General features: G+C 73.1%; 8 protein-coding genes. 2 read left to right on the top strand and 6 right to left on the bottom strand.

Features of this window, described 5'->3' with window-relative positions:
* Window positions 1–4 precede the first annotated feature (4 nt).
* Window positions 5–892, top strand: coding sequence for an acyl-CoA thioesterase (locus WAB15_RS15610; RefSeq protein ID WP_407286633.1), 888 nt, complete (start codon window positions 5–7; stop codon window positions 890–892).
* Window positions 893–1,004: 112 nt separating this feature from the next.
* Here the strand turns inward: WAB15_RS15610 and WAB15_RS15605 are convergent, their stop codons facing one another.
* A complete protein-coding gene (locus WAB15_RS15605) occupies window positions 1,005–1,484 on the bottom strand; it encodes a pentapeptide repeat-containing protein (protein ID WP_399146836.1) in 480 nt (159 codons plus the stop codon).
* Between the two features lie 150 nt (window positions 1,485–1,634).
* Window positions 1,635–2,432, bottom strand: coding sequence for a phosphatase (locus WAB15_RS15600; protein WP_407286632.1), 798 nt, complete (start codon window positions 2,430–2,432; stop codon window positions 1,635–1,637).
* Between the two features lie 227 nt (window positions 2,433–2,659).
* Between WAB15_RS15600 and speB the strand changes: the two genes are divergently transcribed.
* Window positions 2,660–3,643 (top strand): agmatinase, encoded by a 984-nt coding sequence (gene speB / locus WAB15_RS15595; RefSeq protein ID WP_399146834.1) that lies wholly within the window; start codon window positions 2,660–2,662, stop codon window positions 3,641–3,643.
* Window positions 3,644–3,734: 91 nt separating this feature from the next.
* Here speB and WAB15_RS15590 read toward each other — a convergent pair whose 3' ends face one another.
* The 4 genes from WAB15_RS15590 to WAB15_RS15575 form a co-directional block, all read right to left on the bottom strand.
* Window positions 3,735–5,966, bottom strand: a complete 2,232-nt coding sequence (locus WAB15_RS15590; protein ID WP_407286631.1) for an SUKH-4 family immunity protein — start codon at window positions 5,964–5,966, stop codon at window positions 3,735–3,737.
* A gap of 36 nt (window positions 5,967–6,002) precedes the next feature.
* Window positions 6,003–10,556 carry a toxin glutamine deamidase domain-containing protein gene (locus tag WAB15_RS15585; protein WP_407286630.1) on the bottom strand — a complete coding sequence of 1,518 codons (4,554 nt, stop codon included), beginning with the start codon at window positions 10,554–10,556 and terminating at the stop codon, window positions 6,003–6,005.
* Between the two features lie 121 nt (window positions 10,557–10,677).
* Window positions 10,678–11,061, bottom strand: a complete 384-nt coding sequence (locus tag WAB15_RS15580) for a hypothetical protein (RefSeq protein ID WP_399146831.1) — start codon at window positions 11,059–11,061, stop codon at window positions 10,678–10,680.
* A gap of 125 nt (window positions 11,062–11,186) precedes the next feature.
* A complete protein-coding gene (locus tag WAB15_RS15575) occupies window positions 11,187–12,869 on the bottom strand; it encodes a helix-turn-helix domain-containing protein (protein WP_407286629.1) in 1,683 nt (560 codons plus the stop codon).
* Window positions 12,870–12,905: the final 36 nt, after the last annotated feature.

Raw genomic sequence — 12,905 nt, 5'->3', positions numbered from 1 at the left:
GCACGTGAACGACGCACTGCAGTCCCTGCTCGGTCTGCTCGCCCTGGAGCGGATCGAGCAGGACATCTTCCGCGGACAGTCCCAGGCCTCGGTCGTCCCCCGGGTCTTCGGCGGCCAGGTCGCCGCCCAGGCCCTGGTCGCGGCCGGGCGCACGGCCCCCGCCGACCGCCCGCCGCACTCCCTGCACGCGTACTTCCTGCGCCCGGGCGACCCCGGCGCGCCCATCGTCTACACCGTCGACCGGATCCGCGACGGGCGGTCCTTCACCACCCGCCGGGTCGTCGCCGTCCAGCACGGCCAGCCGATCTTCCACCTCTCGGCGTCCTTCCAGGCGCACGAGGAGGGCATGGAGCACCAGGAGCCGATGCCCGCGGCGCCGGACCCGCTGCAACTGCCCACCGCCGCCGAGATGCTGCCCCGCTACGCCGACCGGTTCGCCGGTCCGGGCGTCGTCGACCGGCTGCTGGAGGCCCGGGCCGCGATCGATCTGCGCTACGTGGGCGAGCCGCCCTTCGGCACCGTCGGCGAGGTACGCGAGCCCCGTTCCCAGGTCTGGTTCCGCACCCACGGCAAGCTGGAGGACGACGGGGAGATCCCCCGCCCCCTGCTGGACATCTGCCTGGTCACCTACGTCTCCGACATGACCCTGCTGGACTCCATCCTGCTCGCGCACGGCCGCGGCGGCTGGGCGGTCGGCGACGTGGTCGGCGCGAGCCTGGACCACGCGATGTGGTTCCACCGGCCGCTGAGCGCCGACGAGTGGCTGCTGTACGACCAGGAGTCCCCCACCGCCCAGGGCGGCCGGGGACTGGGCAAGGGCCGGATCTTCACGGCCGACGGCCGGCTGGCGGTCTCGGTGATCCAGGAGGGCGTGATCAGGGTTCCGCGCTAGGGGTGTTCGCCGGGGCGCGGAGCACTCGGCCGGTGAGCGGCCCGGTGGGCACGGCACCAGGCGGGCGCGCGGTGCCGTGCCCCGGCCGACGCCATCCCCTGCGCGTCGGCAGTTACCCCTTGCAGGCCTGATGGCCCTTGCAGCCCAGCTTGGCGCCGTCCAGATAGGCGCCGCCGAGATCGGCCCGGGTGAGGTCGGCATGGGTGAGATCGGCCTCGGCGAGGACGGAGCCGGAGAGGTCGGCGCCGGTGAGATCGGCCCCCGAGAGGTCGGCCCGGCGCAGGTCGGCGCCGCGCAGGCGGGCGCCGGACAGATCGGCGCGGCGCAGGTCGGCGTGGTGGAGGTACGCGCCGGCGAGGGCCGGCCTGACGCCGCGATGCGCCCCGCGCCAGTGGTTCCACTCCGCCACGCTGCGCTTGAGCATGGCGATCTGGGCGGCGTCGGCCGGTGGCTCGTCGGCGGCCCGGGGGGCGGGGGCGGGGGCGCTGTGTGCGGTGACCGCGGGGCTCGGGGCGGAGGTGCCCAGCACACAGGCGGCCGCGGCCAGAGCGACGGCCGCGGCCCGCAGGCCGGTGGGGGGAAGCGCGCGCATGGCTCATCCTTTCTGCCGGTGAAGCACGGACAGTCACGATGGGAACACACTCCGCCGCCGATTTCTCGTCGGGTCGATCGGGCCGGCCGACGGCCGACGGGGTCCCTCAGGCCCGGCCCCCTCGGCCCGGCGCCGCGGCGCCCGGCGTCCTCAGCCCAGCCCCGCCGCGTCCAGCAGGTAAGAGGTCAGCGGGTCGTAGTAGCGCGGGCTGCGGACGTGGTCGTCCAGCGGGATGGTCACCTGCAGCGTGCCCTCCGCCTCGGCGAGGAACAGCGCCGGGTCGTTGCAGTCCGCGAAGCCCACCGCGTCGAGGCCGCGCTGGCCCGCACAGCCCGCCCAGCCGTGGTCGGCCATCACCAGATCCGGCTGCGGCCGGCCCTCGCGCTCCAGCCCGTCGAGGATCGCGGCCATCGGCTCGGGGGAGTGGGTGTGCCACAGCGTCGCACCGCGCTCCAGCATCGCCACATCGCCGAACTGGAAGACCAAGCCGTCGTCCGCCTGCAGCCCGTCGGGAATGACGATGATCTCGCAGCCGGCCGTCCGCAGCGCCTCGGCCGTCGCACGGTGCACATCGAGCAGCCCGCCCGGGTGGCCGGTCGCGAACAGCACGCTCTGCCGGTCGGCCGCCGCCTTGCGCAGCACCGCCGCCGTACGGTCCAGCGCGTCCACCGTCAGCTCCGGGTCGATGGTGTCCTGGCCCTGCCGGTGGTGCGGATCGTCGCTCACCCCGCAGCGCTCCGCCATCACGGCCAGCACGTCCTGCTCGTCCGACCATCGGTCGCCGAACTCCAGGCCGAACCAGTAGTGGCGGTCGCCGTTGGCGAGTCTGCGGTAGTGGGAGAGGTTGTTCTCGCGGGGAGTGGCGACTTCACCGGCGATGCGGGTGCGGACGAGATGGTCGACGAGTTCGGCGCGCGAGGGGACGGCGGCTGCGGAGGCTATCGGCATAGCGCCATTGTGCCCGGACGGGTGATGCGGGGCGGGGCACTTCCACACCCCGGACGCCCGGGCGTCCGCCGGGCGGGCGCACCGCGGTCCGGACGCCCGGACGGGCGACGGCGGCGGGGCGCCGGGAGCCACCCGCTCCACCCGCTGTCCAAAACGTCGAACGAGGTCGATCTCCCTGCCGCAAATGTCCATGGGCCGGACCGGCGCCCGTCCGTAACCTCACCCTCATGACCACCGCAGCCAGCGCATCTCCCGAGCCCGTCGGCCCCGTCGACTCCTCCCGCATCCCCCGCTACGCCGGGCCCGCGACCTTCGCCCGCCTGCCGCGCCTCGACGAGGTCGGTGGCCGCGCCGACGTGGCCGTCGTCGGTGTCCCCTTCGACACCGGTGTCTCCTACCGGCCCGGCGCCCGCTTCGGTGGCAACGCCATCCGCGAGGCCTCCCGCCTGCTGCGCCCGTACAACCCGGCCCAGGACGCCTCCCCCTTCGCGCTCGCCCAGGTCGCCGACGCCGGCGACATCGCCGCGAACCCGTTCAACATCAACGAGGCCGTCGAGACCATCGAGGCCGCGGCCGACGACCTGCTCGGCACCGGCGCCCGCATGATGACCCTCGGCGGCGACCACACCATCGCCCTGCCGATCCTGCGTTCGGTCGCCAAGAAGCACGGCCCGGTGGCGCTGCTCCACTTCGACGCCCATCTGGACACCTGGGACACCTACTTCGGCGCCGAGTACACCCACGGCACGCCGTTCCGCCGCGCCGTCGAGGAGGGCATCCTCGACACCTCCGCGCTCTCGCACGTCGGCACCCGCGGACCGCTGTACGGCAAGAAGGACCTCGACGACGACGAGAAGATGGGCTTCGGCATCGTCACCTCCGCGGACGTCATGCGGCGCGGCGTGGACGAGGTCGCCGACCAGCTGCGCCAGCGCATCGGCGACCGCCCGCTGTACATCTCCATCGACATCGACGTGCTGGACCCGGCGCACGCGCCCGGCACCGGCACCCCCGAGGCGGGCGGTCTGACCTCCCGCGAGCTGCTGGAGATCGTCCGCGGGCTGTCCTCCTGCAACCTGGTCTCGGCGGACGTGGTGGAGGTCGCCCCGGCCTACGACCACGCGGAGATCACCTGTGTGGCCGCCTCGCACACCGCCTACGAGCTGACGACGATCATGTCGCGACAGATCGCCGCGGCCCGCCAGGGCTGACGGCCACCGTGCCGCCGGGCGCGGACACGCCCCAGCGCGGCAGCCGACTCCGGCCCGCCACGGAACGACCGTGGCGGGCCGTCCGGTGGTGTCACAACGTGTCGAAGTTGTCCGGGTCGAGGACGTGCTGCCAGGGTTCGGACTTCCCCGCCGCGGGGTCGATCCCCTTGAGCCAGTCGGCCAGTTCGGCCAGCAGCTCCTCGGAGTCCAGATTTCCCGACTGGTCGTAGACCACCATCCGCTGCCAGTGCAGACTCACCATCGCGGTGAAGTGGGCCAGACTCGTACCGACCAGGGTCTGGGTGCCCGCCCCGGCGTCGAGCGCGGTGGCCTTCGGCGCCCGGTGGACCGCGCCCGAGGCGCCGTCCAGGCAGAGCACGCCTTCGATCCATTCGCCCAGGAGATGGAACGGGCCCTCGCCGTCCGGGAGTCGGGCGCCCTGGGACCTCTCCCAGTCGACTTCCTCAAGCCCCGTCTCCGACAGCGGCAGAGTGCTGAGGCCGAAGAAGAACTCGACCTCCGGGAAACCGACTTCCCGCAGGAAGTCGCGTGAGGGCTGATGGGCGAGACTGTCCGGGATGCGGGAATCGGTCAGCCGGTGGGTGCGGTCCGCGCCGAAGACCGCACTCAGGCGCTCGTGCGTCGGCCGGTAGTCGTCGTCTCGGCGGTAGGGGCGGGTGGCGATGAAGCCGTGCGGAGCGAGCATCGGCAGTGCGAAGGCCGGTGTCGGTGCTGGTGCAGATGTCGTTGCCGTTGCCGAGGGAGGCGCCGTACTCGCGCCGTTCTCGGGGACGGTCACGGCGTAGAGGCCCTGGGTGCCGCCCAGCACCACGACATCCCCCACCGTCGCTGCCGCGTTCAGCCCCGGGACGCGCAGCGTGAGGCGGCTGTCGTCCGTGGCCGAGGACGGGGAGCGGCGTAGGTCCACCTTGTTCCAACCGGTGTCCGCGTCCCAGACGGGTGCGGGCGCGGGGGCTGTCGTCGCACCCCGCGAAGCGGCCGGCGCATCGGCGGTCGCCTCGTCCGGTGCCTCGGCCGGGGCCCCGGTCAGGGCGTTCCACCGACGCCGGGTGCCGGTGCCTCCCGTGCTCTCCACCAGGACCGAACCGGGTACGGCCACCAGGGACTCGACCTCGCCGACATGGTCGGGCGAAGGGGTGAACTGGCCTCCGCGTCGCCAACGCGCCCATTCCGTCCGCCAGGGAAGGTCGACGGCCCGGCCGAGGGTCTGTGCTGTCTCGAGGTCGTTCCGGCACACGGCGTTGCGGTGCAGGAACGCGATCCACTCCTCGTGCGCATCCGGCGCGACGCCCAGCTTGTCGAGATAGTGGATATCCGCGGCGAGCGATCCCACGGGGATTCCGTCGGGAAAGGCGAGCGGAAGCGGTTCCAGTAGGGCGGTGCGGTCGCAGGTGGCCATCACGCGCGGGTCGGCGATCACCTCCTCGAAATTCCCCGCTCGGGCCGAATGGGCGGGCAGTGAGCGTTCCGCGTACGCGGTGAGCGGTCCCGGCGGCAGGTGACGCAACGCTGCCACGATCCGGTCGTTCAGTTCCCGTCCTTCGTCCGCCATGGCGCGCCGGATGCCGTGCGCATATCCCTCGTGGCGGAAACGAACCGTATCGCCGTCGAGCGACAGTGAATCGAGTTCGGTGGCGATGCGCCGCATGTGCTCGATGTCGAGCCGGACGCCGATGATTTCGCCCAGTGCGCACCATTCCTCAAGGTGCAGGGTGCGAATTTCGGCCTGCGCCAGTGTCCGGAGGGCGGCACTTTCCGCGGAGTTCGGGTCGGGGAACGGCGGGGTTTTTGCTTTCGCCGCCCCGGTGCCGTCGAGGGAAATGGTCGGGGCCTTCTCCGGCAGCGGTGCGACGGAGGAATCCACCTCCGCGATCAGCCGGACGCCGGTCCGGGCGGCGCCGGCGCCGAGCGACCAGACGACGGACCGCATGACGCGGCCGGGTTCGGACGAGGTCCGCACGCCGCCCGCCAGATGCACATTGCTCACCGCGACGACCCGCTTGATCTTGGCGCGTCGCAGCGCGTTGGCGTACGGGACGGGATTGCGCTCGTGCAGGTCGTACGGGACGTCCAGCAGTTCGACGATCTTGAGGAAGACCTGCTCCGCCGAGAGTCCCGCCGCATCGACGAGGAGCATCGCATCGGACCGAGAATCCAGGGACCGCAGCAGGTGGGTCTTTCCCGAACCGGTCGCCCCGGTGAGGAAAACAAATCCACTCGTCTGGGCCGCGCCCTCGACCCATTCCTGTACTTCTTGGCGGGGCGAGGTGCTGCCTGATTTCCCGGATTCAAGGTCCGTCATGCTTCGCCTTTCAAGTGTTGCCGTCAGATGACGCCACTACAGGCCGCCCTGATGCTTGACTTTGACCCACAGCTTACCAATTTCCAGCATATTGGCGACATGGGCCCCGTCGTTCAGCTTTTTGCGCGTGGTGCCGGCGGGCACTTCTTCGGGTACGGTCTCCGCGTTCTTCCGGTACTCCGTCGCGTAATAGACGTCCACCCCGGGAATTCTTTCCCGCAGCGTATCCGAGCAGTTTGCCAACCCCTGGCCCCTGCCGCACGGCTCGCGATCCGTATAGAGACTGAGGCGCTCGTACTTCTCTCCGTCTTCTCGGCCCGCGTCGAGCGAGTCCAGGTAGTCGAGGATGTGTGGTTCGGAGTGCTTTCCGGGAATGGGGGCGTCATTGCCGAAGGAGGAGTCGACCACGAAGCTCGTTTCCTTCGTCTTCGGGTCGTAGACCTCGACGACGGCGTAGTTCCGGCCGGTGAAGTCGGGGCGGTGGTCGCCGGACGCATTGAGCGCTCCGGAGAATCCCGCCTGGCCGAAGGCGTCCTTGATCGCCTGCTTGAGGTCGGCGTCCTGACGGCTGGCGGTAGGCCATTGGTTCGACTGGTGTGCCACGACAGGGGGCGAGGTCGTGACGTTCGCCCCCTGCGGGATGGGGTTTCCGTCCTTGTCCTTGTCGTTGGCGTAGGGGTGGTCGCGAGGCTCCGGGCTCATTCCGACGGCGTGCGCGGCGTGGTAGGAGTGGCTCATACGGGCCATGGCGGCGACCACCGCGCCCTGTTCACCCGGGTGCAGGGTGTCGAAGCCGGGCAGGGCGTCGATGAGGTCGCGCCGGCGGAGCAGCGGGTACCGCGGCACTCCGTTCTCGTCCGGCGTGGGCACACAGCGGTTGAGGACGGCCGCCAGCGGGCTCTGGGTCGCCGGCGGCTTGGCGTTCTTCGGGATTTCCGCCCATTCGCTCATGCGCCGGTAGGGGACGTCCGTGTCCACCTGGCGAACATCGTTGCTGTCGCGCAGATTCGCCTGATGTTCCATCGGATACATGCCGTGGTGCCTTGAGTCGGCCGTCTCCGCCGGGCCGATCCGGGGGTGCAGCTCCTCTTGGCGGTGCGGCTCGTTCCGTGCCGCCTCCGCGTTCTCCGGCTCGTCCTTCGGGACGACCGGCGGGGGCTTCGGCTGAGCGCCGGCGGGTTCGGCGGCGGGTCGGCGGTCGCTCTCGCTGCTGTGGTTGTCGGTGGTGGGGGTGTTGGGGGTGGTGGGGAGGGGGCGGCGGTTGGGGTCGAGGGGGATGGCGTGGACGCCGTTGGTGCCGTCGTGGAGGGGGGTGTCGCTGCGTTGGCCGGTTTGGGCGTCGACGTAGGTGATCTTGCCGTTGTGGTTGACGACGTTCCAGGCGTGGGCGCGGCCGTTGTTGTCCTGGGTGATGATGACGGCTTGGGAGCCGTGGCCGGCGCTGTGGAGGTCGTTTTCGAGGCGGTGGAAGGCGTCGGGGCCGTTGCCGTAGTCGTTGAAGCGGGCGCCGAGGGTGTTTTCGATGCGGTCGCGGCCGTTGTTCTCGCCGCGGTCGGAGGGGGTGCCGTCGGGGTGGGTGTCGGGGGTGCGGTGGGCGGCGGCGGTGGGGTTGCCGGAGTAGGTGTCGGCGGTGGCGAGGGCGGCGTCGACGCAGTTGTTGTTGCGGCCGGGGGTGTCGGGGCCGGGGTCGTTGATGGAGTCGACCCAGTTGCCGTTGTCGGGGTCGGGGTGGCGTTGGGGGGTGCCGTCGTCGTTTCTGGGGATCGAGTCCTCGACGTGCTGCTGGTGCTCGTCGGTGGGGCCTTCGAGACCGCCGGGGCGCTCGCGGTTGCGGGTCTCGGAGGCGGGCGGGTGATCGTCCCGAGGGTCACTGTGACCGTCGGCGTCGTCCCTGTGGGGCTGGGGCGCGTCGGTGTGGGACGAGTCGGTGTGGCCGTCCCCGTTCGGGGGAGTTCCGGTGCGGTCCCGCTGGTTGTCGGTGTGGTCCGGCTGGTTGTCGGTGCGGTCCGGGGCGGCCGGCCGGTCGGAGTCGGTGGGGCGGTTGGGGTCCGCGGGCCGACTGGGGTCGGTGGTCCGTGGGTCCGGCCGCGTCGTGTCGGGCCTGGTGGCGTCAGGCCGTGTGGTGTCCGGGCGGGTGGTGCCGGGCCGTGTGGTGTCCGGGCGGGTGGGCGACGGGGTGGGGCGCTGCCGGCGCGGGTCGGGGCGGCCGTTGTCCGGGGTCGACGGGCTCTGCGGGGCCTGCGGGCGGCGTGGTCCGTCGAGGCGGGGGTCGTAGGCCGGGCGGTCGGGACGGCGCTGCCGGGTGACGTCGTGGATCGGCTGGGAGCCGTCCGGGCGGCGGTTGGGCGGGGCGGTGGGGCTTCCAGCGGACGGCGGTGTGCCGCCGCGCGGTGGAGCGGTGTTCGGCGTCGCCGGCCCGCCCTGCGGAGGCACGGCGGTGGGCACGCCCATCGGGCCCGGGGTCTGCGGGGTGCTCTGTGACGGCTGCTGCTGCGGGGTGGCGGGGTTGCCGGGCCCGGGGTCCGTCGCCGGGTGCGTGGTGGGCGGTGGTGCGGTCACGGCGTCGGCGGACTGGGTGGTGACGGTGGTGTCGTCCTCGTCACGGACATGCGGCATCGGGTCGCCGGGTGAGGGGTCGCGCTGTCCGACGGGCGGCCCCGACGAGGGGGAGTGCTGCACCGGAGCGCCCTGGGAGGGCACGCCCACATGCGGGGTGGCCGGACGCCCGCCGCCCGCTCCGCTGTGGGAGCCGTCCCCGTTGTGCGTGCCGCTTCCGCCGTCGGTGTTGCCGCTGCCGGAGGGGGTGGGGTCGGTGGTGCCGGGCGCGTGGCCGGGGACCGGGTCGGAGGCGGGGCCGGGGGAGGACTGCTGTGGGGACGGGCCGGCGTCCGGGTGGGACGGGCCGTCGGGAGCGGCCGCGGCCGGCTGGTTCGCGGCGGCGTGGTCCGGGGCGGGCCCGGAGGCGTGCTCGGGGGTGGGCCCGGAGCTGTGTGCCCGGCCGGGGGCCGCTCCCGAGTCGGGCGACGGTCCGGGGCCGGCCGCCGGTGACGTGTCCGGGGCCGGCTGCGTACGGATCGCGTCCGGCCCGGAGTCCGGACGGGCGGCATCCGGGGTGTTGCCCGGGGTGTTGCCCGGGGCGTTGTCCGGGGCGTTGTCCGGAGCGGGCTGGGTGCTCACCGGCCCCGGGTCGGACGCGGGGCCGGACGCCGGGGTGTGCCCGGAGTCCGAGGTGGGGCCGCCCGATGCCGGGGTGTTGCCGGAGTCCGAGGTGGGGCCGCCCGATGGCCGGTCGGAGCCCCCGTACGGGTTGTGGTCGCTGCCGCCGGTGTAGCCCTCGTCGAAGGCGGTGCGCTGGCTCGGGGGCGGCAGGGGCTGGGCCTGGGGGACTTGGCGACCACCGTCCTGGCCGGGGGAGTCGGCGTGGGAGGGATCGGACGAGGTGCCGCCGGAGCCGGTGTCCGTGGAACCCGAACCTCCCGCCGCATGACCGGAGTCGGTGCCGCCGCCGGTTCCACCGGCGCCGCTCCCGCTCCCGCCACCGGTACCGCTACTTCCTCCCGCACCCGCATGCGTCCCCGTACCGCCTCCGCCCGACGTACCGGTGCCGGACCCACCGCCGTCGGAGCCACTGCCGGAACCGCTCCCCGTGCCACTCCCGGAACCGCTGTCGGAACGCGAACCGCTCCCGGAGCCGCCCCCGCCGTCCCCGCTCCCGGACCCGGAATCGCTCCCGGAACCCGACCCGCTCCCCGAGCCGGATCCGCTTTCGGACCCGCTGCCGGACCCCGACCCCGCGGACTCGCCGGACCCCCCGCCGTCCCCGTCCCCGCCGTCGCCGCCCCGTCCGGCGGCGTGGTCCAGGCCGCCGCGGGCATGGTGACCGGCCCTGCCGCCCGCGCCGTCGCGCAGCGCCTCGGTGAAGGTCTGACCGGAGTTCTTGGCCGCCTCGATGCCCGCGTCCGCGCCGGTCTTGAGGCTGCGGCCGACGTCGAAGCCCTGCTGGGCCCCGAAGTTCATGTTCATGCCCTGGGCGATGGCGTCGGAGATCATGGCTTCCAGCGCGGAGACCGCGGGCTCCTTGACCGTCTCGACGATGGCCTCCACCAGGGCCTCGCGCGCTTCCTTGAGGATCCGGCGCACGATCAGCCGGGTGGCCTGGGTGGCGCCCGCGGCACCGATCTCGGACAGGCCGAGGGTGAACGGAGCCGCGGCCTGAGCCGCGATGATCTCCGCCGCGAGGATCGCCAACTGGGCGATCACGGCGACTTTCATCCCGATGATGACCACCGACCCCGCGTCCATCGCGAAGGCGATCAGCTCGGCGGCCGTACGGGCGTCGTCGAGGTAGCCGGAGCCGTTGCCGGAGAACTTCTCCCAGGTCTTGCTGAAGCCCTCGATGCTCTCGCCGGAGTTGGCCGACAGGACGCCGCCGGCGGCGGAGACTCCCTCGGACTGCAACTGCTCCACGGCGCCGGCGAACTCCCGCCAATGGTCGGCGGACTCGTTCATCTTGTCCTCGTCGCCCGTCGGCCAGTCGTAGCCGAGCATCTCAAGGACCCACTCCAGCCAGTCCGGCAGCATGAGCGACATAGCGGCGATCCCCCGTAGAGCGTCGAGACGATGATGAGGCGAGCGGAGAAGGAGAGCTGGTGCCGGTCTTCGTGCGGGCGCGAGTGCGGGTGCGGGCGCGGGCGGTGGTGCCGCGAACGCGTCAGACCTGCGGCGCCTTGAAACTGCTGATCATCTGGCTCTGTGCCTCGGCGTTGGCGACGTGCTGCTTCATCAGGGACTCGTTGAAGTCCTCGTCGGCCTGGTGGTTGTCGGCCATGGTGTTCAGGGCGCCGCCGATCTCCTGGAGCTTGGCGGCCAGATGCCCCATCGACTCGTACATCCCGTCGCGCAGACCCTCGTAGACCACACCGAACTTCTCGCCGATGTCGTCGTCGCCCCACGGCGGTGTGTCCTGGCCCTCCAGCCCGGTCAGCGCGGTCTTCAGCTTGCCGACCGCGGTCTGGTAGCGCTGCCCGACACCGGTGAAGTCCTTGCCCCCGGCCTTCAGCGACGGGATGTCGGCCTGCAGTCCATCTCCGGCCATCGCGGCCCCCGTTCCACATGCTCGTCGTGACGTGCAGTACAACGCGGGAGAAAGTTTAGTGGCGTACTCCCTTGTCCCATCAAGGAGTTGACTGTCACAACGGTGTCACCGAGGGGCCGCCCGCGTCACCGGCCGGGGCCGGCGCCCCGGTCGAGGCAGCGCAGCGCGAACCACAGCTCCATACGGACGTCGGCGTCGTCCAGGTCCGCGTCCAGGAGCGTGCCGATACGGGCGATGCGCTGGCGGACGGTGTTGCGGTGGATGCCCAGGGCGTTCGCCGTGCGATCCCAACTGCCGTGCAGTGAGAGCCAGTTGTGGAGGGTGTCGAGCAGGGGTGGGGAAGCGTCCAGCGGGGCGAGCAGCGCTTGGGCGTGCTGACGGGCGTCGCCGGGGGCGATGAGGGAGGTGAGGCTGTGGGGGTCGGGGGTGTGGTGGCGGACGAGGGGTGCCCGATGGGCGAGGGCGCGGCGCAGGGCGGTGGCGGCGTGCCGGTCGGCGGCCGGCAGCTCCTCGACCGGTACGGGCTCGCTGACGCCGAGCGTCCAGCCGGGCTGCGCGGCGATCTCGTGGCCGGCGGGGACCAGCGCCCGCAGCGCGCTCGGGGCGGGAACGGCGGTACCGGGTGCGGTGTTCGGGGTGCTCGGTGCGGTGACCGCAGGGGCAGGGGCAGGGGCAGGGGCGGTGGCCGGGGCGTCGCCGTCCGGGCGCGCCCCGTCGGCCGCCGCCGTCCCCTCGGCACCAGGGGCCGGGGCGACCAGGGAAGTACCGAGCGCGGCGGCCAGCGACGCCGCCGACTCCGTCGTCTCCCGGCGGCGCTCGGCATGGACGACGGTCCACAGGGGATGGCCGAGGAGCGGGGCGACATCGGCCGGGCGGGCGCCGAGGAGCAGGCGCACCAGGGCCGCGGAGTGCTCGGCCCCGGCCGGGCCGCGGTCGGCGGTGGGTGTGGTGATCAGTGAGAGCAGTACGGCGGCGACGCCCGCGATGGTGTACGCGGGCGGATCGTGCGGGTCCGCGGCGACCACGAGGGCCGGCGCCTGGGGGTCGGCGGTGCGCCCCGTCAGGGCGTACGCGGACAGCTGGGTACCGGGCAGCGCGTCGGTGGCCGAGGACGGTCCGCCGGCGCCGACGACCTGTGCGAGCCGGGCGGCCGCGGCGCGTACGGCACCGGCGGGGCGGGGGCCGGCCGCGCCGTGCTCCGTGCCGTCCGGTGCGAGCAGCGCGGTCCAGCCGTGGACATGGCGGGCCAGGGCGCGCAGTACGGCGCCGGCCGGCTCGGGGCGGGCGGCGGCCGTGGCCAGGGCGCGCTGCGCCTCGCTGAGCCGGGTCAGCTCGCGGTGCCGGGCCTCCGTCACGGCCTGCCAGACGGCGCTCTCCACGGCGGTGAACGGCGTGCCCGCCGGGACCTCGACCAGCGGCAGACCGTGCCGGTCGCAGGCCGCCACCAGGGCGGGCGGGACGGTGTCGTGCACCGGCGCGATCCCGAACCCGAGGGCCGCGGCGCCGGCCGCGACCGTACGGGCCGCATAGCCGTCGAGATAGGCGTCCCGCGCCCGGGCGCCCCCGCTCACCTCCGCCAGATGCACCCCCGCCGTCAGCAGCATCTCGCCGCCCAGGAGGTACGGCACCGGGTCCGCCATCTCCGAGGTGTGCACCCAGTGGATGGCGACGCCCTCGCGGGGGCCGGCGATCTGGCGCAGGCCCAGGTCCGTCCGCGCCAGGAGATCCACCAGCGGGACCGGCGGGGTGGACGGCGGGTTGGACGCCGGGGCGGACGGTGGAGGCGTCGGGTGCGGCCTGTGCGACATGTGCGGACCATCCACATCCTGGGGCGGTGAGTGGAG

The organism is Streptomyces sirii (assembly GCF_045690365.1).
In the GTDB taxonomy this organism is placed as follows: Bacteria; Actinomycetota; Actinomycetes; order Streptomycetales; family Streptomycetaceae; genus Streptomyces; species Streptomyces sirii.
The sequence above is the reverse complement of the archived record's forward strand: the minus strand, read 5'-3'. Positions and strand labels throughout refer to the sequence as shown.

What these genes read in the sequence shown, in the direction of transcription:
- WAB15_RS15605 (WP_399146836.1), bottom strand. Translation starts at nt 1,484, where the DNA reads ATGCGCGCGCTTCCCCCCACCGGCCTGCGGGCCGCGGCCGTCGCTCTG.
- WAB15_RS15600 (WP_407286632.1), bottom strand. Translation starts at nt 2,432, where the DNA reads ATGCCGATAGCCTCCGCAGCCGCCGTCCCCTCGCGCGCCGAACTCGTC.
- WAB15_RS15575 (WP_407286629.1), bottom strand. Translation starts at nt 12,869, where the DNA reads ATGTCGCACAGGCCGCACCCGACGCCTCCACCGTCCGCCCCGGCGTCC.
- WAB15_RS15580 (WP_399146831.1), bottom strand. Translation starts at nt 11,061, where the DNA reads ATGGCCGGAGATGGACTGCAGGCCGACATCCCGTCGCTGAAGGCCGGG.
- speB (WP_399146834.1), top strand. Translation starts at nt 2,660, where the DNA reads ATGACCACCGCAGCCAGCGCATCTCCCGAGCCCGTCGGCCCCGTCGAC.
- WAB15_RS15585 (WP_407286630.1), bottom strand. Translation starts at nt 10,556, where the DNA reads ATGTCGCTCATGCTGCCGGACTGGCTGGAGTGGGTCCTTGAGATGCTC.
- WAB15_RS15590 (WP_407286631.1), bottom strand. Translation starts at nt 5,966, where the DNA reads ATGACGGACCTTGAATCCGGGAAATCAGGCAGCACCTCGCCCCGCCAA.